Source organism: Congregibacter litoralis KT71, from assembly GCF_000153125.2.
Taxonomy (GTDB): domain Bacteria; phylum Pseudomonadota; class Gammaproteobacteria; order Pseudomonadales; family Halieaceae; genus Congregibacter; species Congregibacter litoralis.
Genome location: NZ_CM002299.1, coordinates 2,265,965 through 2,286,121 on the forward strand (window position 1 = coordinate 2,265,965; position 20,157 = coordinate 2,286,121).

Genomic DNA, 20,157 nt, shown 5'->3' on the forward strand with positions numbered 1-20,157 from the left:
TTAACCCTCCTTCTCTATGCGTGTCAGGTTATCCCTGAGGATTGGCCCGTATTCATATTTTCCGGGGCAGACGTAGGTGCAAAGCGCAAGATCCTCCTCGTCAAGCTCCAAACAGCCCAGGGCCTGTGCCGTTTCCGTATCGCCCACGATGAGAGCGCGCAACAGTTGGGTTGGCAAAATGTCCAGGGGCATAATGCGTTCGTAGGCGCCCACGGGCACCATGGCGCGCTCACTGCCGTTGGTGGAAGTCGTCATGGGCAGGAGTTTCCGCCCCAGCCAGCTGCTGACGAAAACCCCGAGACTGGAGTGCTTGTCAGCCCCCGGTCGCATGAAGTGCATGAACTCCCGTTCGCGCCCTTCTTCCAGCACCGATACCTGGGTGTGGTATCTCCCGAGATAGGCCGTGGCGCCGGATACTTTTTGCCCGCCCAGCACAGACCCCGAGATAATGCGGTTCTCCCCTGCCTTGAGCTGCCCGGCCACCAGCGCCTCCAAATCCGCGCCGAGACGGGTTCTCAGCAAGCGAGGGTGCTCAACCTGAGGTCCTGCCAGAGAGATCACGCGCTCGGTCCAGAGTCGCCCATCGAGAAACAGGCGCCCTATGGCAATCACATCCTGGTACCCCACGGTCCAGACCATACGCTCGGGATTCGTGCCCAGGAGGTAGTGGACGTGGGTGCCCGCGAGACCCGCGGGGTGCGGACCCGCAAACTCCTCCCGCTGGATATTGCCCGCGCTGCCCCCGGGGATCGTCGCTCCCGGTGCCGTGCAGAGATAAAGCGATTCCGTTGTCAGGGTGGCAAGAAGATCCAAACCCAGGGCAAACGCCTCATCCTGCTGTGCAATGATGATTGCCGGATCTGCCGCCAGGGGATTGGTATCCATGGCGGTCACAAATATTGCCGCCGGCTCGTGATCGGGGGCCGGTACAGCACTGAAAGGTCTTGTGCGCAGGGCGGTCCATTGACCCGAGGCCTGCAACTGCGCCCGCACGCTACTTGCGGGAAGTGCCCGGGCCTCGTCGGCGCTGTAGGCGTCAAAGCTTACCGCGTCACTGTCATCCGCGTCTTCGACATCAATCACTACCGACTGCAGTACCCGTTTGGCACCGCGATTGATCGCCGAAACCACACCGGAAGCCGGCGCGGTGTAATGCACGCCCTCGGTTTTTTTACAGCTGAAGAGAATCTGTCCGCACTGCACGCGGTCTCCGACCTGTACAGCCATGGTCGGCTTCATGCCTACGTAGTCCGCGCCAAGAACCGCAACGGCGCGTGCGTCAGGTGCGTCGGCAATGCTTTGCTCGGGCGCACCCTCAAGAGGGATATCAAGCCCCCGCGATATTTTAATCATGTAATCCGCCTGGATTGTCGTTGTGTTTCAAGCGAATGGGCCACCACAAATGCGCTCTAAGCGCTGTTTTTTTGCTTGTGATTGCCTTGAATGACTTACCGATTCGCTTCGCTCCCCCACGAACCGGCATCAGGCCGCGCGCATTATAGCGAAGCGTCGGGGGCTCCCGCTACTGAAGTAGCATGCTATTTACAGACATTCTCCGGGACAGGCCGCGAAGCGGAGTCGCGGCCATTTTTACTACGCTGCCTGCGGATACACCGCGTAGTTCACACCCGCCATACGTTCCATAACACGGTATACCTGACAGCTATAACCAAACTCGTTGTCATACCACAGATACATAACGGCCTGGTTCCCACTCACGATGGTCGCTCTGGCGTCATAGACACAGGCCGTTCGGGAGCCCACAAAGTCTGAGGAAACCACCTCGGGCGATGCTGAATAGTCGATCTGACGACGCATACTGGAATGGAGGGCCATGTGGCGCATGTATTCGTTCAGGGTGTCCGCGTCCGTCTCTTCAGCAAGGGTCAGATTGAGGATAGCCATGGAGACGTTGGGCGTAGGCACCCGGATTGCGTTCCCCGTGAGCTTTCCCGAAAGTTGCGGAAGGACCTTTGCGACAGCCTTCGCCGCTCCGGTTTCTGTAATCACCATATTCAAGGGTGCACTGCGCCCCCGCCGATCTGCCTTGTGGTAGTTGTCGATAAGGTTCTGATCGTTCGTGTAGGCGTGCACCGTTTCCACATGTCCGTGAAGGATGCCGAACTTGTCGTCAATGGCTTTTAAGGGCGGGACAATAGCGTTGGTCGTGCAGGATGCAGCGGAGATAATAGAATCATCGGCGGCGATGTCCTCGTTGTTAATGCCCGCAACGATGTTCTTGATGTCTCCTTTACCGGGAGCGGTAAGGATGACCTTTGCCGCGCCCTTGGATTTCAGGTGCTGGGACAAACCTTCCTCGTCGCGCCAGACACCGGTGTTGTCGATAATAATGGCGTCGTTGATGCCGTATTCCGTGTAGTCGATGCTGTCGGGCGAGCTGGCGTAGATAACCCGGACCTCATTGCCATTGGCCACAAAGCTCTGGCGCTCCTCATCAACGCGAATCGTACCTTTAAAGGCCCCGTGCACGGAGTCACGACGCAAGAGGCTCGCGCGTTTCTCGAGATCATTGGGCGCACTGCCCTTACGCACCACCACCGCGCGCAGGCGAAACGCTTCTCCACCCGCCGCTTTATCGATCAGGATCCGCGCTACCAGGCGGCCGATACGACCGAAACCGTAAAGCACGACATCTCTGGGTTTTTCTACCTGTGTGCCTTCGCTTGCAAGAAGATAGCCGAGCTGCTCTCGCACATATTCATCAATGCTGAGACCCTCGCCGTGATTTTTGTCGTAGTAATTAACCGCAAGACGACCCACATCGATGTGAGCCGGCCCCAGATCAAGCTGGCTCATCGCCAGGAGAACGGGATGGGTTTCCCGCTCGGACAGCTCATTTCCTTCTACCTGCCGGACATAGCGGTGAGTTTTCATCAGCTCCAGTACGGAGGTATTCACCATGGATCGGTCGTAGCAGAAACACTTGACGTTCTTTTCCCGGGCAAGACGCCCCACCAGAGGGATGATGTCTTCCGCCAGCGCTTCGCGCTCTTTCCAGTCTTTGAAATAGTCGTCCGGGCGAGGTCGTTTGCGGTCCGTCACGGGTAGTAGTCCTTTTTTGGCGTGTTAAGACACGGTGGGGGCGCACCAGGGCGCAATCGCAGTAGTGCACTGCTTGATGCCGTGCATTATCCCTGCGCACCCCTGCGCCCGCAACATGGTAAATGTTGCGCTCATCACAGTTTGGAGGCCCGCCCCACCTCGCTCTACAATGGCCGCCCGCAAGCCGCCGACTCACCCCGACACTATGCTCTTTGCACCCCTGCTGGAATCCTGTCCCTGGCCAACGACCACAGGCTCCCGCACCGCCATCGGTCCCCTCTACGGCAGTACCGCCTCCCTGTGTATTGCAGAGCTAGCTGCCGAAGAGCGATTGCTCGTGGCGTTTACGGAAGATACGGCGCAGGCGCAGATGCTCGCCCGGGAATTGCCGTTTTTTCTACCCGAAGACTGTGAAATTCTCCAGCTACCGGATTGGGAGACCCTGCCCTACGACAACTTCTCCCCCCACCAGGATATCGTGTCCGAGCGCCTGAGGACGCTGCATCGACTACCGGATACCCATCGCGGCGTGCTGCTCCTCCCCATCGCGGCGCTCATGCAGAGACTACCCCCCCGCCATTACATTGAAGGAAACAGCCTTCTGCTGGAGGAAGGCCAGTCCCTGGATATCGAGGCCCTGCGTGCTGCGCTCTCCAAAAGTGGCTACCGCGCCGTGGATACAGTCTATGAGCACGGAGAGTTTGCGGTGCGCGGATCCCTCATGGACATTTACCCCATGGGCAGCAAGCTCCCCCTACGCATCGATCTTCTCGACGATGAAATTGACAGTCTGCGCAGCTTTGACCCCGAAACCCAGCGCACCATTGAAAAACTTCCCCGTGTGGATTTGCTCCCGGCCCGGGAATTCCCCCTGGACAAGCCGGGCATACAGGCATTCCAGCAGCGCTGGTACGCGCGCTTTGACGTGGACCACGATCAATGTCCCGTGTTCACCGAGCTGAGTGATGGTCGTGCACCCGGAGGAGCCGAGTACTACCTTCCTCTGTTCTTTGACGCCTGTGAGTCCCTTCTGGATTACCTGCCGGAGAACGCGGCGCTTCTTACCCTGGGAGACCACTACAGCGCCGCATCACGATTCTGGGAGGAAGCAAGCCGTCGGTTTACGGACTACGGTGTCGATCCCCGCCGACCACTTCTGTCTCCCGGTGAGCTGTTCATGCCGGTGGAAGAGCTTTTTCAGGTACTGAAACGACACGCGGTACTGGAGTTGCGCCCCAGCGCCGAGGCGCCGGCGCACATTGCAGCCAACACCGAACCGCCGCCTCAACTGCTTGATGGAGAAAACGAGAGCGGCCTGGCCACCCGGCTACAGACCTTGCTCAAGGATCACAGCGGTCCGGTCTTACTGTGCGCAGAAACCGAGGGGCGGCGGGAAATCCTTCTGGAGTCTCTGGGCAAACCGCCGCAGGAAGTCGCCAACTGGCATGACTTCATAAGCTCCGGCGCGGATTTCGCCCTCGCCGTAGCGCCCATCGACCGCGGCATCAATCTCGGGCCCACGGCGCCGATGCTCATAACGGAAACCCAGCTTTTCGGTGAGCGGGTTGCCCAGCGCCGCCGGCGACGAGGCCGGGATGCCCTCGACCCCGAAGCCATCTTCCGTGATCTCAATGAGCTCCGGGAAGGCTCTCCCGTCGTTCACGCGGAGCACGGTATCGGACGCTACATGGGCCTGACCCATCTGGAAGTGGACGGAGCCGACGCGGAGTTTTTAACCCTCGAATATGCGGATCAATCCAAACTCTATGTGCCCGTCTCCTCGTTGCAGCTCATCAGTCGCTACGCCGGTAGCGATCCCGAGCACGCACCCCTGCATCGCCTGGGGTCTGAACAATGGGAGAAAGCCCAGCGTAAAGCGCGGGAAAAAGCCAACGACGTGGCGGCCCAGCTTCTGGAGGTCTATGCCCGGCGCGAAGCCCGGGAAGGTGTACAGTTCACAAGCCCCGAAGAGGACTATGCAAAGTTTGCCGCGGGCTTCCCCTTTGAGGAAACCCCCGATCAGGCTGCGGCCATTGATGCCGTGGAAGCCGATATGTGCGGTACAGGTGTGATGGACCGCCTGGTCTGTGGCGACGTGGGTTTTGGCAAAACCGAAGTCGCCATGCGCGCGGCGTTTATCGCTACGGCAAACGCCCGCCAGGTAGCCGTGCTGGTTCCCACCACCCTCCTCGCCCAGCAGCACTACAACTCGTTTAGAGATCGCTTTGCCAACTGGCCCGTGAAGATCGAAGTGATTTCACGTTTTCGCGCTGCTTCGGATACGCGGGAGATTGCCAAGCGCCTGGAGTCCGGCGATGTGGATATTCTCATTGGTACACACAAGCTCATCCAGAGCGATATCAAGTTCGCCGATCTGGGCCTCCTGATTATCGATGAGGAGCATCGCTTCGGTGTCCGTCAGAAAGACAGCATCAAAGCGCTCCGCGCCGAGGTAGATATTCTTACGCTTACAGCTACACCGATTCCACGGACGCTGAACATGGCCCTGGGCGGCATGCGTGACCTGTCCATCATCGCTACACCGCCGGCGCGCAGGCTCTCAATCAAGACCTTTGTCAGGGAGCATGATCACGGCCTCATCAAGGAAGCGGTGCTAAGGGAGTCCCTGCGCGGTGGACAGGTGTTTTACGTGCACAATGAAGTACGCACCATCGAGCAATGCGCCCAGGGTTTGAAGGAGCTGCTCCCGGACCTTTCCGTCGCCGTAGCCCACGGACAGATGCATGAAACCCAGCTGGAGCGGGTAATGTCGGATTTCTATCACCAGCGACACCATATTCTCGTGTGTTCAACGATTATCGAAACGGGCATTGATATACCCAATGCCAATACCATCATCATTGATCGGGCCGATAAATTTGGTCTGGCGCAACTGCACCAGCTCCGGGGTCGCGTGGGGCGTTCTCACCACCAGGCCTATGCCTATCTCCTGTGCCCCCCGGCGTCAGCCATGACCACGGATGCCAGCAAACGCCTGGAGGCCATCGAGGCCGCGGGCGACCTGGGCGCGGGTTATCAGCTGGCAACCCATGATCTGGAAATTAGGGGCGCCGGTGAGCTTCTTGGGGATGAACAGAGTGGTCAGATCCAGAGCGTGGGTTTTGCCATGTATTCCCAGCTCCTTCGCCAGGCCGTGGAGGCGCTGAGGCGGGGTGACATTCCCGATGTCGATGCGCCCCTGCAGGCGACCACGGAGGTCAAACTCCACAGTCCGGCGCTCATTCCCGACGACTATCTTCCGGATCCAAATATGCGCCTCATACTCTACAAGCGCATCGCAGCCTGCGAAAATGACGCGGCGCTTCGGGAAATGCAGGTAGAGATGATTGATCGCTTCGGATTATTGCCGCCACAGGTAAAGGGACTATTCATCACCAGCTCCCTTCGGCTGCTGGCCCAGCGCTGTGGCATCAAAGCCCTGGAGCTTGGCGAGAGCGGCGGACATATCGACTTTACGGATGACACCAACGTTGATCCCCTTCAGCTCGTTACCCTGGTTCAGGAGCAGCCCCTTAGCTATCGCCTGGCGGGCCCCACGCGGCTGCGCATTGAGCGACCTCTACCGGATATCAAGGAGCGGGAAGCCCTCGCCCGGGAATTATTACAGCGGCTCGCCGGGGAGGTACTGGATGAAGCTGCCTGATCATTGCATCGCTCCTCGCGCACTCCTCGCAGCGCTTGCCCTGTCTGGCGTCACTGCAGCGGCGGAGATTCCCGAGGATCTGGCAGACAACTGGTACCGCACCGAGGTGTTAATCTTTGTGCGGGAAGACGCCGAAAGCCTGGGTGCCGAACAGTGGGCCCCCCTCCCGGTCCTTGAGTATCCCCAGCGCTACCGTTTTTTGCTGGATCCGGCCCATGGCCGATCGACGGCAGATGGAGAGTCTGGCCTTCGAGAGTCAAATCGATGCCCGGGGGCAACAATCCCTCTCTGTGCCCGCACCCATCGAGGAGTTACTCGACCATTCCCGGCCCGACGCGCTTACGGTGCCCCTGCAGGACCCGGAGGGGGCGCTTGATGAGCTGTTTCCCGCGGACGACGATAGCGTTGATACCCCTGCCAACGCGGGGGCCCTGTCCCAACGCAGCAATGAGCCAATGGCGAGCGCCACCGGTCCTGATGAAGCCCTCATTGACCCCAACAATCCCGTCCTTGATCCCAACGAACCCGGCGTGGATCTCACAAGCCCGATACTCAGCCTGCCCTATGAGCTTCTGGACGAAGAAAACCTCGAATTCCGGGCTCAAGCCCGGAGCCTGCGCCGCCGTGGGCAGCGCGTGATGTTTCACGGAAGCTGGTGGGCCATGCTTGATGACCAGGCGGAAACCCCTGCCCTCATCGTGGATCGCTCGGGCGATATGGACAGCACGGACTGGCCGGCGCTTCAGGGCAGCCTGCAGATTTATCGCTCCCGCTACCTGCACATCGTGCTCGATCTGTGGCTCAACACCCTGGGGGACTATTTGCCCGACGGTTGGCAGATAACGGCGCCGCCTCTCGCCCCGCAGTCTTTAACCGCGAAAACACTCCGGGGTACTCCCATTAACCCCTGGGCGCCAGCGCAGGATCCTGAGGTTGTTACTGAGGGTGTCACTGAGGTTTTCCCTGAGAACGTTGCTGAGGACGTTGCTCAGGGCATGGACCTGTCACAAAACGCACTATCGTCTCGGGACCAGAGACCTGAGGAATCCCCGGCGGAAGCAGCGAGTACAGAGCCTCTCTATCCCTGGCACCACGCCATCGTCCATCGCCAGACGCGGCGGATGCGCTCCGGCGAAGTGCACTATCTCGACCACCCGGTGATTGGCGTTATCGTGAAAATCACGCCCGTGAGCGAAGACGCCTTACCCCTGCGATCGCCAGAGATTCGCACCTTTCGCGAGCGCCATGCCCTGCCCGTAGACGTGTTGCCACCACCCGATGACACGCCGACCGCAGAGGGAAGCTAGGCCGACGCCTCGAGAAAGGCCCTGAGCAAAGCCCCAAAGAGCAGGGTCTCCCCACGCAAGGTTTCCCGTATTGCGTCCATGGAGATGGAAGCATCGCCCAAACCCGCCGCGGCATTGACCACCATGCATATCGCTGCATAGGGGAGCCCCAGTTCTCTCGCCAGAGACGCTTCGGGCATTCCTGTCATTCCCAGCAAATCACAGCCATCTCCTGAGAACCGCGTCACCTCGGCGGCAGTTTCCAGTCTCGGCCCCTGAACCACACCAAGCACCGCAGCATCGACGTACGGCACCTCGGCAGCGCGCGCAGCGCAAAGAACCTCCTCCCGGAGGCCGGCATCGTAGGGATGGGTAAAGTCCACATGCTGGAGAACACCACTGCTGCCGTCATCAAAGCTGTGCTCCCGGCCCCAGGTGTAGTCGATAAGCTGGTGGGGAATCACGAGCTTGCCGGCGGTCATTGAAGAGGCAATGGCCCCCACGGCGTTGGCCGCGAGAATGCGCTTGACGCCGAGCTCGTGGAGGGCCCACAGATTGGCGCGATAATTGACCCGGTGGGGTGGGATCGGACGCCCGCCTCCCCCATGCCGGTGGAGAAAAAAGACCTTCCTGCCAGCCAGCACGCCCTCCTCGATCGCCATGGAAGGCTGGCCGTAGGGCGTATCAACCGCATGGGACGCCGTCACCCGTAATCCGGACAGGGTATCCAGCCCCGTGCCCCCAATCAGTCCCAGACTCATGGGGAAATCGTCTCGCCGGGGTTCTGCATGTGCAGAGTGCGCGTGGGGAAAGCGATGTCAGCGCCATGCTCGTGCACAATTTCCAGAACTTTCATCAAAACATCCTGTTTGACGCCGTGGTACTCCACCCAATTGGTGGTGCGGGTAAAGCAGTAAAGAAAACAGTCGAGAGACGAGCCGCCAAAGGATTCGAAATTCACGATGATGGTTTGCCCCGTATCAATGTCAGGGTGATTGTTGACCATGTCCCGGATGGCATCGATGACCGGACCCAGGCTTCGACTGTCGCCATAGCGCAGACCAAACTTCTCGTAGATGCGACGATTCTGCATGCGAGAGGGGTTTTCTATGATGATCTGACTGAAAACCGCATTGGGAACATAGATCGGACGTTTATCGAAAGTGCGAATCTGCGTCACTCGCCAACCTATTTCCTCTACGGTGCCCTCCAGGGAGCGGTCCGGCGAACGCACCCAGTCACCAATGGTGAAGGGCCGGTCCATATAGATCCCCAGACCGCCAAAAAAATTAGCGAGGAGATCCTTGGCGGCAAAGCCCACGGCGATGCCTCCGATGCCACCAAAGGCTAACAAGCCGGAGACAGACACGCCCAGGGTTTGCAACAACATCAGCGCCGTGACCAGCCAAAGAGCCACCCGGAGTAATCGCGCCGTGGATCGCACCGTCGCCTTATCAACGGAGGCGCCATCGGAGAACTTTGCAACGATAACCTGCTCCTCAACATTAGCGATGAGGCGATGAAGAAACCAGGGGACCAGCAATACCAGGGACGCATTGAGCGCGGTGAGTGCAACGGTTCTGATAGATGCCAGGCTGGGCAACAGTGCAAACAGCAACGTCAGGAGCAGCAACCACCAGGCCAGTTTGGCAGGGGAAACAAGCGCGAGGACCAACGCATCGTCCCACTGCTGCTCTGACTCCTCGGCAAAACGATGGAGGCGGCGGAAAAGCGCACCGATGATCCATTGACCCACGAGCGCAATCAGCAGCAGACCACCGACCGCCACCCAGACCCAGGGCAGATTCAGACTGTTAGCAATATGCGCAAAGGCTACGGCGAGCTGTGATTCCATGAAAATCCCAATCGGCTTTTAGACTGTTTAAGAATGTAGAAATCGCCCCTAAGGCGGCGAAAGTATAACAGCGCCACCATAAGCTCAGACGCTTTCTAGAGCGCAAACGCCAAGTGATTGAATAGTCTCGCTTCCTTGATTTTCGGGGCCCAGACGACGCGGTCTACGCCTTTTCTTTGCATCGGAGACCGCACTGGCATATCCGGGGAGAGCTGATAGTTTTAAAGGGTAATCAAGGAGGATCTCCATGAGTCATTTCGTTCCAAAGCTCGGCCACTGGTATCAGGATTGCGAGAACGGCCAGCTGTTTGAAATCGTATCCCTGGACATGGAAGACGCAAACGTTCAGGTACAGTATCTCGATGGTGAGCTGGCGGATTTTGACCTCGATGTCTGGGCCGAACTCCACTTGCGTCCCGCCGCGGCCCCCGAGGACTGGCGCTCGGCTTTTGAGCTTGATGATGCCGATGCACCGGACCCCGACGGCCCCATGCATCCGCTGGAGTGGGGAAATCCTCTGTCAGCTATCGAGCCGGACACAGTTCTCGCCCTGGACGACAGTTAAGCGCCTCGCTCGAGCAAGGGACCCACGGGGTCTCCTGCCCTGACAAACGCCCGGCGATGCAAGATAAACACGTGTCGCTTTCTGACTGAGAGCGGCTTGCCTCCCACTACATACTGTATATAATCACAGGCACTGTACATATTCACAGGTGCCCCATGCTTAAGCTTACCGCCCGTCAGGAACAGGTTCTGGACGTTATTCGGCGCCACATAGGCGCCACCGGCATGCCGCCCACCCGGGCGGATATTGCGAAAGAGCTGGGCTTCAAGTCGGCGAATGCCGCTGAGGAGCATCTGAAAGCCCTTGCCCGCAAAGGCGCAATTGAAATTGTTCCCGGTGCTTCACGGGGTATCCGTCTTCCCGAGGACGCGGGTTTACCCATCGTGGGCAAGGTAGCCGCAGGAGAGCCCATTCTCGCTGCGGAGAACGTCGAAGACCACTGTGCCGTAGACCCCTCCATGTTCCATCCCCCCGCAGACTACCTGTTGAGGGTCGAAGGCGACAGCATGATCAACGTGGGTATCCACGACGGCGACCTCCTGGCGGTGCACAGCACGCCCGTGGCTGATAACGGCGCAATTGTCGTAGCGAGAATTGACGATGAAGTCACGGTCAAGCGGCTCAAGCGTGGGCGAGACAAGCGACACCTCCAGCTGTTACCGGAAAACGACCACCTCTCCCCCATTACCGTCGACCTGGCGGACACTAACTTCGCCATCGAAGGCCTGAGCGTGGGTATTATTCGCCGGACTCTGTAGCGTCACGGCTGTTTATGGGACGAGGCTGTTTATCGATTGCGGCTCTGGTCCGCGGCTATGGTCCGCGGCTATGGTCCGCGGCTATGGTCCGCGGCTCTGGTCCGCGGCTCTGGTCCGCGGCTCTGGTCCGCGACAATGGTCCGCGAGGATTAGTCGCGGTGTAAGCCGCAGCTATCCTTAGCCGCTGCCGCCAGCCCTTTTCCGCGGCCCCTGCGTAAATCAGTGCAGGATTCGGGGGGCCGTTTGTGTCGGCTCGGTCTCAACCTCGACGTCCGTCTGCTCCGCCACCTGCGCGGCAGCCTGAATACCGGCCTGAATCATGGCTTTCGCCACTTCCAGTCCCTGATCCATGATGTACATTCGGGTTTCGTCGGAGAAACTGATGGTCACGAGGGGCTCGCTATCGTCATCAGCACGTTGTAGAACTATGTCGCCATCACCGAGATCCACGATCTCGAGCAAAGATGTAGGCACGCAGTAACCTCTATTTGAGAGTTGCATGGCAATGGTAGCAGCCCTGATCCCCCCCTAACAAGCGAGCCTGCCGGGAGCCGTTGGGTCAACACTCGGACAGGGAGTCGTCCATGCGCGCCATAATCGCCGCAAGGGCATCAGCCCAGGTTACAACCACCGGGTAGCCCAGAGGCTCACGATCACTGACCAGGAGGCCGCCCCTGGCCGCCGCTCCTCCGTGGGGAAAAGAGGCCGAAGCCTCAACTTCATCAGCCAGCATCTGCGCCAGCCAGCCGCCCTTCTCCAGCTGGGCGAATTCCGCTATTTCAGGACTGAGCGCTTTACCGGGATCTGGCGCTGGCAGTTCATCGGTACTTTGGGGCCTTGGCAGCCTCGTGGAGTCCTCGATCCCCGCCAGAGAGAGCAGAAACCAACCATAGGCGGTCCTAAGCTGCTCACGACTGGCGGGAAGAAAGGCATCAATCAGGGCTGCATCGCTGTGGCGCCCGTCTCCTCGCATGCGCTCCCAGGCCTCCAGGAGTATACGAGCGCGATACAGGGCCCGGTTAGCCTCCCCACGGGTTCGCGCCACGGCTCAGGCGTCCTTGCCTGCCTGGACTTTCGTTTTTGCTTTGGCTCTTGCTTTTGTTTTGGCCTTGGCCTTTGCCTTGGCTTTGGTTTTAGGCTTGCGCTTCGGCGCTTCCTGGATCTGCCAGCGGCCACCATCGTAAAAGGCTTTCCACCCCGTGGCCTTACCGTCTTCCTCGGTCATCACATACTGTTCTTTCGTCTTGCGACTGTAGCGGATCTGCGCGGGATTGCCGCTGTCATCCTCCGTAGGCGCATCGAATAGAAAAGTGTATTTTGGATCAATCTCTTCCTTGTGAGGCAGCAGTTCTTTTACCAGGGGGGCACGGGTTTCCCGGTGTTTGGGAAACTGGCTCGCCGCGAGAAACAGGCCCGCGGCGCCATCGCGCAGCACATAATGGTCTTCCACCTTTTCGCAAATGAGCTCAGGCATTTGCACGGGGTCCATTTTCGGCGGTGCCGGCTCGCCACTGCGCAGAAGCTTCCGGGTGTTTTTGCAATCGCTATTGGTGCAGCCGAAGTATTTACCGAAGCGTCCGGTCTTGAGCTGCATTTCGTTGCCGCACTTATCGCATTCCAGGGTCGGCCCGTCATAGCCCTTGATTTTGTATTTGCCCAATTCCACTTCGAAGCCTGAGCAATCGGGGTTGTTACCGCAGACATGCAGCTTGCGCTCTTCGTCGATGAGATAACTGTCCATTGCCGCATTGCAGATCTGGCAGCGGTGCTTACTGCGCAGCAGGCGGGACTCGGCCTCATCGTCGGCATCGGCATCGATGACCTCGTCGCCGGGAATGAGGTTGACCGTTTCTTTACAGCGCTCCTTGGGCGGCAAGGCGTAGCCGGAGCATCCCAGAAAAACGCCGGTGCTTGCGGTGCGAATCTGCATGGGGCGTCCGCAGGCCTTGCAGGGAATGTCCGTCATGGTCGGCGCGTTGGCCTGCATACCATCGGGCTCGGGAAGCTCTGCCGTCTCTACCCGCTCCTTAAACTCGGCGTAGAAATCATCCAGCAGTTGACGCCAATCCAGTTTTCCATCCGCGACGGAGTCGAGATGCTCTTCCATACCCGCGGTAAATCCATAGTCCAGGAGATCGCTAAAGCTGCTCTCCAGTCGATCCGTGACAATCTCGCCCATTTTCTCCGCATAAAAACGCCTGTTTTCGAGGCGCACGTAGCCGCGATCCTGGATGGTCGAGATAATTGATGCATAGGTTGAGGGTCGACCAATGCCGCGCTTTTCCAGCTCGCTCACGAGCTTGGCCTCGCCATAGCGTGATGGCGGTGCGGTGAAATGCTGCACCGGATCCAGTTTCAGCAAAGAGAGCTCGTCCCCTTTGGCGAGATCGGGCAAAACCGTATCTTCTGCCTTGCGACCCTGGGGTGGCTGCACCCGGGTGTAACCATCGAAGCGCACGATGCGGCCGCGGGTGGTCAGATGAAAATCACCCGCGCTCACGGTAATGGTTGTGGACGTGTACTCGGCCGCGGGCATCTGACCCGCCACAAACTGCCGCCAGATCAGCTCGTAGAGGCGCTCGGCGTCCCGCTCCATGTTTTGAAGATGCCCCTGGAGAACATTCACGTCCGATGGACGAATCGCTTCGTGGGCTTCCTGGGCATTGTCATTGGATGAATAACGCGCCGCCTGTTCCGGCAGGTACTCCTTGGGGTAATTATCCCTGATGTGATCCCGACAAGCCTGCACCGCATCCGCGCTCAGGTTTGTCGAGTCCGTCCGCATGTAGGTGATGTAGCCCGCCTCATACAGGCGCTGCGCCAGCATCATGGTCTTTTTGACGCTGAAACTCAGGCGCGTGCTCGCCGCCTGCTGGAGGGTGGAGGTGATAAAGGGCGCGGGTGGCTTCGAACGTGTCGGCTTGTCTTCCCGGTCGCTGACAACATAGGAGGCTTCTGCCAGGGCGTCCCGCGCTGCCATGGCATCTTTTTCATTGTTGGGGCGAAATTTTTCCCCGCGCATGCGTCGGACTTCAAAGCGCGCTTTTTCGGCAGCTTTGGTCTCAAGATCCGCATGAATCTCCCAATACTCCTCGGGAATAAAAGCACGAATTTCCCGTTCCCGCTCCACGATCAGACGCACCGCTACGGACTGCACGCGCCCCGCAGACAGACCCCGGGCGACTTTAGCCCACAGCAGGGGTGAGACCATATAGCCCACCACACGGTCGAGGAATCGTCGCGCCTGCTGCGCGTTGACCCGCGCCTGATCAATCCGCGATGGCTGGGAGAAAGCCTCCTGAATCGCTTTTTTGGTGATCTCGTTGAAGACTACCCGCTGATACCGATCGTCATTGCCACCAATCGCCTCTCGAAGGTGCCAGGCAATGGCCTCCCCTTCACGATCAAGGTCCGTCGCGAGGTACACGGTGTCCGAGGTCTCTGCTAATTTGCGAAGCTCAGCAACCACCTTCTCTTTTCCCGGCAGAATTTCGTAGTTGGCTTCCCAGCCCTGATCAGGGTCAATGCCCATACGACGAACGAGCTGTTCCCGCGCCCGGGTTTTCTTTTGAATCGCTTTTTCTTCCGGCGACATCTTGCGGGTCTGCGCGGCCTTGGCGGCGCGTTCCTTGGCATCGGTGGTTTTGGCGGAACCCGCTGTGGGCAAGTCGCGGATATGCCCTACGCTGGACTTCACGACAAAATCGTTGCCCAGGTATTTATTGATGGTCTTGGCCTTGGCTGGTGATTCGACGATGACGAGGGATTTACCCATAGGGGTTGCAGGCCTGTACTAAAAAAACAAATTAAGCGTTTACCGTGACAACCCGAAACTTAGCAAAAACAAAAAACACCACAAAAAGGGGTCACGGAAACGGACGAAGGGGCGCATATATATAGAGACCTTGAGGCCCGGTCAAGGGAGCCGCCTTTCAAGACGACAGGAGGTTGCCCTTCCAATCCTCCAGCAGAGCAGCAATTTCACGCACCGTATCCTCGTCGCCGCGCTCCTGCCAAAAGATGCCGCAGCTCTCCTCTGACACCGCGATGGCAAGCACGGACGCGGGGAGCTCCTCGCTAAAACCCGGTGGATCAGCGCGGCCGGCGGGACTGCGCCATTGCGCGTTATCCCGGTACCAGGCCTGGCGTATTCGTGGCTTTTTCCGCGATGCCGGGAGCCTCAATCCGTAGTACAGCACCTGGCGCTCACTGGCGGGAAGACGCGCGCTGCGCTCGGGACCCAGAGGGAGATCCCTGAACTCCACAAAGAGTCCCGCCAGCGCGGCCGTCTCGCGAAGCCTGGCCTGATGTTTCTGACGCTTGGTGGGCATAAAGTGCCAGAGCGGCGCCAGCGCAACGAGTACAATGAGCGCAATAATGGCGTAGACCAAGTCAATCTCCCGCGTTTCATTGATTCAGTCGATGTTTTCGACATAAATCACTATGTTATAAATGAAGGTGTCCGGGGCGGCATGCTAGCAGTAGTGTCAGCTGGCAACCTACCCGCGGCAGTAAAACTCAAGCCGTCAACAAACGGCAGCATAATCACAACAGCAAGTGGGGAGAGAGCCAATGTCGAACTACAGCAAGATTCTCATGGCCGTGGACCTCAGTGAGGACTCCGACACCGTTGCAGAGCGCGCCCTGGCAATCGCGCGCAACAACGACGCAGAGCTTCACATTATCCACGTTATTGAGCCCCTGAGCTTTGCCTACGGCGGCGACATACCCATGGACTTCTCGGGTATTCAGGACGAGATTTATCAGCAGGCGGAGCAGCAGTTGGAAAAGTTTGCGACGAAGCACGGCGTAGCCAAAGAGCGTCGCCACGTTGTGCTGGGACGCCCGGAGGTGGAAATCCATACCCTCGCCGAGGAGATGGATGCCGGTCTGATTGTGGTGGGCAGCCATGGCCGCTACGGGCTTGCGCTGCTCATGGGCTCCACCGCCAATGGCGTTTTACATGGCGCCACCTGCGACGTGCTCGCGGTGCGTGTGGGTTAGATTCAGGGCAGCACTCCCGAATCACACAGGAATCTGTCCAGCGCTGGCCCGTCAAAAGGCCAGCGTAATTCCCCACCGCTGTTCTCGGCCTCGGCACTCGTTTCAGCACGCAACACAGGTATCAACCAGCCGTAGCGCTCGAATAGCGTATCGTCATTAGCGATATCCACCACGCTCCATCGCAGGGAGGCGTGTTGCGCCTGCGCAGCCGCTAAGAGCGCTTCGGCATCCTCACAGAGGTGGCAGCCCTCGGTGCTGTAGAGAATCAGGGTGGTTTCGTCCATCATTCCGCCTTTATCGTCAAGCGAGCTTAGCATGAGCCAACAGGGCAAACCGGATCGACAGGAGCGCCGCCGATTCCTCACCATTTATGGACGTAAAGCCGTCCTGGAGGCCTTGCAGGACGAGGATATGGACTGCCGGATTCTGCACATGGCAAACAGCAATCGCGGTGGCGGCATCATCAGGGACATTCAACGGGCGGCGCAAGAGCGAGGTCTCGATTGCCGTGAACACAGTCGGGAAGAGCTTGCCCGCATCTCCCGTAACGGCCGGCAGGACCAGGGCGTTGCCCTCGACGTGTACTGCGCGGCCATGGGTGAGCTGGATGCCTATCTTCGTGATATGAGCGACGCGCCCCAGCGAATCCTGGCTCTGGATGGCGTAACCAACCCGCAGAACATGGGCATGGTGATCCGCAGCGCCGCCGCCGCGGGCATTCAGGGGCTTATCTACGCGGACCGGGGCAACCCGGCCCTCGGGCCTCTGGTGATCAAGGCCAGCGCGGGAACCGTGTTTCGCGCCCCCCTGCTGCGCTGTCAAACGGTGATGGACGGCGCCCGGCAGCTGAGTGACGCCGGTTTTACGCTGTATCGCCTCCAGGCTGACGGCAGGCGCAGCCTGTTCGATGGTCAGGATTTTGCGCAGCGGGCGCTATTTGTCCTGGGGGGTGAATCAGACGGCATCTCGGAGGCTCTCAGAGGCCTGCCGGGCGAAAACCTGAGCATACCCATGAGAAACGGCGTGGAATCCCTCAATGTGGCAGTGAGCGGCGCCCTCGTGGCTTACATCGCCGCGACGGTTGAATAAGCCTCAGCGCTACCACCAACGCCCCCCGCAAAGAGCAAGCCCGAAGCCAAAATCAACGATCAGCGGGAAAGATAACTCATCGCGTCTTCGAGCCCCTTGAGCGTCAGGGGATGCATACGCCCTTCCATGAGCTGATGCGTGATGGAAATTGACTGCGTGAACTCCCACTCTTCCTGGGGCACGGGGTTGATCCACACCGCTTTGTCATAGGTTTCCAGCATGCGGCGCAGCCACACCTCGCCGCTCTCCTCGTTCCAGTGCTCAACGGAACCCCCGGGCTGCATAATCTCGTAGGGCGACATGGAAGCGTCACCGATGATGATCACTTTGTAGTCGTGGGCATACTTGTGGAGTATGTCCAGCATGTTGGTGCGCTCGGCATGGCGACGCACGTTATTCTTCCAGACACTCTCATAGAAGAAGTTGTGGAAATAGAAACTCTCCATGTGCTTGAACTCTGTACGCGTCGCCGAAAAAAGCTCCTCGCAGACCCGCACGTGAGGATCCATGGATCCGCCCACATCAAAGAACAGCAGCACTTTTACCGCGTTGTGACGCTCGGGCACCATGCGAATATCCAGAAGTCCGGCATTGCGCGCGGTGGAACGGATGGTGTCGTCGAGATCGAGTTCGTCCGCCGCGCCGTTGCGAGCAAACTTGCGCAGGCGACGCAGGGCCATTTTGATATTCCGCGTACCCAGCTCGACACTGTCGTCAAGGTTCTTGAAATCCCGACGATCCCAGACCTTTACCGCTTTGCCGTTGCCACCGTTGGGGCCCACGCGAATACCCTCCGGATGGTAACCCTCCTGCCCGAAGGGTGAGGTGCCGCCCGTACCGACCCACTTGTTTCCCCCTTCGTGGCGCTTCTTCTGCTCTTCCAGGCGTTTTTTGAACTCTTCGATGAGCTTTTCGAGACCACCCAGGGATTCGATTTTTTCTTTCTCTTCCTCGGACAGCTGCTTCACAAACTCGCTGCGCAGCCAGTCATCGGGAATCATCGCCTCGATCACATCATCAAGGTCCTGGAGCTCCTCGAAATGCGCGCCAAAGGCCTTATCGAAGCGATCGAAGTACTTTTCATCTTTCACCAGACAGGTGCGACTGAAAAAGTAAAACTCATCGGCACTGCCAAAAGCCACGTGCTTGCTAAGTCCCTCGTAGAGATCAAGAAGCTCGCGGGTAGTGACGGGTATCCCTACATCGCGCAGGGCGCTGAAAAAGTTAAGTAGCACGCTAAATCCTCCGGATCAGCCGCTTATCGCGTCTCTCGTCGGTGCATAAACGCAAGGCGCTCGAGAAGATGCACGTCCTGCTCGTTTTTCAGGAGCGCACCGTAGAGGGGCGGAATTGCCTTGGACTGGTCCCGCTCGCGGAGAATCTCATCGGGAATATCATCCGCCATGAGGAGTTTCAGCCAGTCGATGAGCTCTGACGTGGAGGGCTTTTTCTTGAGCCCCGGCACGGAGCGCAGATCAAAGAACACCTCGAGGGCTTCCTGTACAAGCGTCTGCGTGATATCGGGATAGTGCACGTCCACGATGCGCTGCATGGTGCTTTTGTCGGGGAAGTTGATGAAGTGGAAGAAACAGCGGCGCAAAAACGCATCGGGGAGTTCCTTCTCGTTGTTGCTGGTAATAATGATGATGGGACGCCGCGTTGCTTTGATGGTTTCCCCGGTCTCGTAAACAAAGAACTCCATACGATCAAGCTCTACCAGAAGGTCGTTGGGGAACTCGATATCGGCCTTGTCTACCTCATCAATGAGTAACACCACCTGCTCCTCGGCGGTAAAGGCTTCCCAGAGCTTGCCTTTCTTGATGTAGTTTCGAACGTCGTGGACCTTGTCGTCCCCGAGCTGGGAATCCCGCAGACGGGATACCGCATCGTATTCATAAAGACCCTGCTGCGCTTTGGTCGTGGACTTGATGTGCCACTGGATCAGGGGCATACCCAGGCCACTGGCGACCTCCTCCGCCAGCATGGTTTTACCCGTGCCCGGCTCCCCCTTGATCAGGAGGGGGCGCTGAAGCGCGACCGCCGCATTAACAGCCATGCTTAGATCTTCTGTCGCTACGTAACGCTCAGTACCTTCAAACTTCATCGACGGGCTCCACTGTAAAGAAACGGGGATCTGCGCTCTGACGGGCACAGATCAAAAATGTAAGGGGCGCAAGGGTACCCAACACTGCCAAGGGCGGGCAAGTTAGACCTCCGCCGGAGTGTCCTCTTCTTCGCTGGAAGAGCCGCGGCGAAAAAACATCACCCCAAGAGCGGCGACAAGGCCCAGTCCAAGGCTCACCGCTGTAAATAACACCAAGGGCCGAAGCGCGTGTTCCGCCGCCTCCTTGCCAAGGCTGAGCCACTGAAATGCCAGTACGATTAACGCCGGAGCGAAGGTGTCGGCCTCGGGCTGAATGAGCGCGGGAGTCAGTAGAAGCGCCAGGGTGGGCAGGGAAATCAGAATTTTCAGGGCCAGGGAGCGCTTGCGCAACAACCAGATATTCATGAGCACAACCGCAATGCTGGCAGACAGGACATACAGAATGAGTGCCGTGAGATAAGCGCTTTCAGTGAGCATCGGTTTCTCCCTTTGTCGTGAGGCTCTGCTCCCGCGGCTCCGACGCAGACTCCCTCTTCCCCGGTGGCATTTGCACGTAATACCCCTCGGACTCCAGCGCTGCCAGTACCGTGACCGTATCGGCCAGCGCGAGCTTACGCGAGGGCTCCAGAGCGAAAACCAGTGCGGACTCCGGATCGCCGAACATCGACAGAAGGGCCTCGGGCACGCGCTCCAGTCCCTCTTCGCGTTTCACAAACAGATACATACCCTCTTTGCGGGGGCTACGAAACACTTCGCACAACAGTTTCAT

19 protein-coding genes are annotated in these 20,157 nt (G+C 58.8%); 6 read left to right on the forward strand and 13 right to left on the reverse strand.

All coding sequences use genetic code 11. The annotated features are described in order from the left end of the window. Entirely contained in the window at positions 1-1,353 is a 1,353-nt protein-coding gene (locus KT71_RS10445; protein WP_008295437.1) for a Na(+)-translocating NADH-quinone reductase subunit A, read from the reverse strand. A gap of 240 nt (positions 1,354-1,593) precedes the next feature. Next, complete coding sequence (locus tag KT71_RS10450) at positions 1,594-3,063, reverse strand: glyceraldehyde-3-phosphate dehydrogenase (RefSeq protein WP_008295436.1); 1,470 nt, start codon at positions 3,061-3,063, stop codon at positions 1,594-1,596. Between the two features lie 169 nt (positions 3,064-3,232). On the opposite strand from KT71_RS10450, the gene mfd reads away from it, so the two are divergent. Together mfd and KT71_RS10460 are read left to right on the forward strand one after the other, a co-directional pair. Continuing rightward, positions 3,233-6,727, forward strand: coding sequence for a transcription-repair coupling factor (gene mfd, locus KT71_RS10455; RefSeq protein ID WP_008295435.1), 3,495 nt, complete (start codon positions 3,233-3,235; stop codon positions 6,725-6,727). A 215-nt stretch (positions 6,728-6,942) separates the two neighbouring features. After that, positions 6,943-8,034 (forward strand): CsiV family protein, encoded by a 1,092-nt coding sequence (locus tag KT71_RS10460; protein ID WP_008295433.1) that lies wholly within the window; start codon positions 6,943-6,945, stop codon positions 8,032-8,034. Here KT71_RS10460 and KT71_RS10465 read toward each other — a convergent pair. Together KT71_RS10465 and KT71_RS10470 are read right to left on the reverse strand one after the other, a co-directional pair. Next, on the reverse strand, positions 8,031-8,774 hold the full coding sequence (locus KT71_RS10465) for an S-methyl-5'-thioinosine phosphorylase (RefSeq protein WP_008295432.1): 744 nt from the start codon (positions 8,772-8,774) through the stop codon (positions 8,031-8,033). The two genes, KT71_RS10460 and KT71_RS10465, sit on opposite strands and share 4 nt — an antisense overlap. Beyond that, entirely contained in the window at positions 8,771-9,868 is a 1,098-nt protein-coding gene (locus KT71_RS10470) for a mechanosensitive ion channel family protein (RefSeq protein ID WP_008295431.1), read from the reverse strand. Before KT71_RS10470 ends, KT71_RS10465 begins: the two co-directional genes overlap by 4 nt. A gap of 247 nt (positions 9,869-10,115) precedes the next feature. Between KT71_RS10470 and KT71_RS10475 the strand changes: the two genes are divergently transcribed. Together KT71_RS10475 and lexA are read left to right on the forward strand one after the other, a co-directional pair. Next, positions 10,116-10,433 carry a DUF6763 family protein gene (locus KT71_RS10475; RefSeq protein WP_008295430.1) on the forward strand — a complete coding sequence of 106 codons (318 nt, stop codon included), beginning with the start codon at positions 10,116-10,118 and terminating at the stop codon, positions 10,431-10,433. A 155-nt stretch (positions 10,434-10,588) separates the two neighbouring features. Beyond that, positions 10,589-11,191, forward strand: a complete 603-nt coding sequence (gene lexA, locus KT71_RS10480; protein WP_008295429.1) for a transcriptional repressor LexA — start codon at positions 10,589-10,591, stop codon at positions 11,189-11,191. Between the two features lie 219 nt (positions 11,192-11,410). On the opposite strand, the gene KT71_RS10485 is transcribed toward lexA, so the two are convergent. The 4 genes from KT71_RS10485 to KT71_RS10500 all read right to left on the reverse strand — a co-directional run bounded on the left by KT71_RS10485 (position 11,411) and on the right by KT71_RS10500 (position 15,582). After that, entirely contained in the window at positions 11,411-11,665 is a 255-nt protein-coding gene (locus tag KT71_RS10485) for a hypothetical protein (RefSeq protein ID WP_023659592.1), read from the reverse strand. Between the two features lie 85 nt (positions 11,666-11,750). Continuing rightward, positions 11,751-12,236: a hypothetical protein gene (locus KT71_RS10490; RefSeq protein WP_008295427.1), complete on the reverse strand. Its 486-nt coding sequence runs from the start codon at positions 12,234-12,236 to the stop codon at positions 11,751-11,753. Positions 12,237-12,239: 3 nt separating this feature from the next. Further along, complete coding sequence (gene topA, locus KT71_RS10495) at positions 12,240-14,966, reverse strand: type I DNA topoisomerase (protein WP_008295426.1); 2,727 nt, start codon at positions 14,964-14,966, stop codon at positions 12,240-12,242. A gap of 157 nt (positions 14,967-15,123) precedes the next feature. Further along, positions 15,124-15,582 (reverse strand): hypothetical protein, encoded by a 459-nt coding sequence (locus KT71_RS10500; protein WP_008295425.1) that lies wholly within the window; start codon positions 15,580-15,582, stop codon positions 15,124-15,126. A gap of 181 nt (positions 15,583-15,763) precedes the next feature. Between KT71_RS10500 and KT71_RS10505 the strand changes: the two genes are divergently transcribed. Beyond that, on the forward strand, positions 15,764-16,195 hold the full coding sequence (locus KT71_RS10505; protein ID WP_008295424.1) for a universal stress protein: 432 nt from the start codon (positions 15,764-15,766) through the stop codon (positions 16,193-16,195). Between the two features lie 2 nt (positions 16,196-16,197). Here the strand turns inward: KT71_RS10505 and KT71_RS10510 are convergent, their stop codons facing one another. Next, positions 16,198-16,482: a glutaredoxin family protein gene (locus KT71_RS10510; protein WP_040362300.1), complete on the reverse strand. Its 285-nt coding sequence runs from the start codon at positions 16,480-16,482 to the stop codon at positions 16,198-16,200. A gap of 28 nt (positions 16,483-16,510) precedes the next feature. Between KT71_RS10510 and KT71_RS10515 the strand changes: the two genes are divergently transcribed. After that, positions 16,511-17,284 carry a TrmH family RNA methyltransferase gene (locus tag KT71_RS10515; RefSeq protein ID WP_008295422.1) on the forward strand — a complete coding sequence of 258 codons (774 nt, stop codon included), beginning with the start codon at positions 16,511-16,513 and terminating at the stop codon, positions 17,282-17,284. 59 nt (positions 17,285-17,343) lie between these two features. On the opposite strand, the gene KT71_RS10520 is transcribed toward KT71_RS10515, so the two are convergent. From KT71_RS10520 to KT71_RS10535, 4 genes are all read right to left on the reverse strand, one after another. Beyond that, on the reverse strand, positions 17,344-18,519 hold the full coding sequence (locus KT71_RS10520) for a vWA domain-containing protein (protein WP_008295421.1): 1,176 nt from the start codon (positions 18,517-18,519) through the stop codon (positions 17,344-17,346). 23 nt (positions 18,520-18,542) lie between these two features. Further along, positions 18,543-19,388, reverse strand: coding sequence for an AAA family ATPase (locus tag KT71_RS10525; protein WP_008295420.1), 846 nt, complete (start codon positions 19,386-19,388; stop codon positions 18,543-18,545). 102 nt (positions 19,389-19,490) lie between these two features. Then, positions 19,491-19,865, reverse strand: a complete 375-nt coding sequence (locus KT71_RS10530) for a hypothetical protein (RefSeq protein WP_008295419.1) — start codon at positions 19,863-19,865, stop codon at positions 19,491-19,493. After that, positions 19,855-20,157 carry a YcgL domain-containing protein gene (locus KT71_RS10535; protein WP_008295418.1) on the reverse strand — a complete coding sequence of 101 codons (303 nt, stop codon included), beginning with the start codon at positions 20,155-20,157 and terminating at the stop codon, positions 19,855-19,857. Before KT71_RS10535 ends, KT71_RS10530 begins: the two co-directional genes overlap by 11 nt.

Coding starts and splice junctions, on each gene's coding strand:
- KT71_RS10470 (WP_008295431.1), bottom strand. CDS start 9,868: ATGGAATCACAGCTCGCCGTAGCCTTTGCGCATATTGCTAACAGTCTG.
- KT71_RS10505 (WP_008295424.1), top strand. CDS start 15,764: ATGTCGAACTACAGCAAGATTCTCATGGCCGTGGACCTCAGTGAGGAC.
- KT71_RS10535 (WP_008295418.1), bottom strand. CDS start 20,157: ATGAAACTGTTGTGCGAAGTGTTTCGTAGCCCCCGCAAAGAGGGTATG.
- KT71_RS10525 (WP_008295420.1), bottom strand. CDS start 19,388: ATGAAGTTTGAAGGTACTGAGCGTTACGTAGCGACAGAAGATCTAAGC.
- KT71_RS10475 (WP_008295430.1), top strand. CDS start 10,116: ATGAGTCATTTCGTTCCAAAGCTCGGCCACTGGTATCAGGATTGCGAG.
- mfd (WP_008295435.1), top strand. CDS start 3,233: ATGGCCGCCCGCAAGCCGCCGACTCACCCCGACACTATGCTCTTTGCA.
- lexA (WP_008295429.1), top strand. CDS start 10,589: ATGCTTAAGCTTACCGCCCGTCAGGAACAGGTTCTGGACGTTATTCGG.
- KT71_RS10465 (WP_008295432.1), bottom strand. CDS start 8,774: ATGAGTCTGGGACTGATTGGGGGCACGGGGCTGGATACCCTGTCCGGA.
- KT71_RS10510 (WP_040362300.1), bottom strand. CDS start 16,482: ATGATGGACGAAACCACCCTGATTCTCTACAGCACCGAGGGCTGCCAC.
- KT71_RS10530 (WP_008295419.1), bottom strand. CDS start 19,865: ATGCTCACTGAAAGCGCTTATCTCACGGCACTCATTCTGTATGTCCTG.
- KT71_RS10445 (WP_008295437.1), bottom strand. CDS start 1,353: ATGATTAAAATATCGCGGGGGCTTGATATCCCTCTTGAGGGTGCGCCC.
- KT71_RS10460 (WP_008295433.1), top strand. CDS start 6,943: ATGGCCGATCGACGGCAGATGGAGAGTCTGGCCTTCGAGAGTCAAATC.
- topA (WP_008295426.1), bottom strand. CDS start 14,966: ATGGGTAAATCCCTCGTCATCGTCGAATCACCAGCCAAGGCCAAGACC.
- KT71_RS10515 (WP_008295422.1), top strand. CDS start 16,511: ATGAGCCAACAGGGCAAACCGGATCGACAGGAGCGCCGCCGATTCCTC.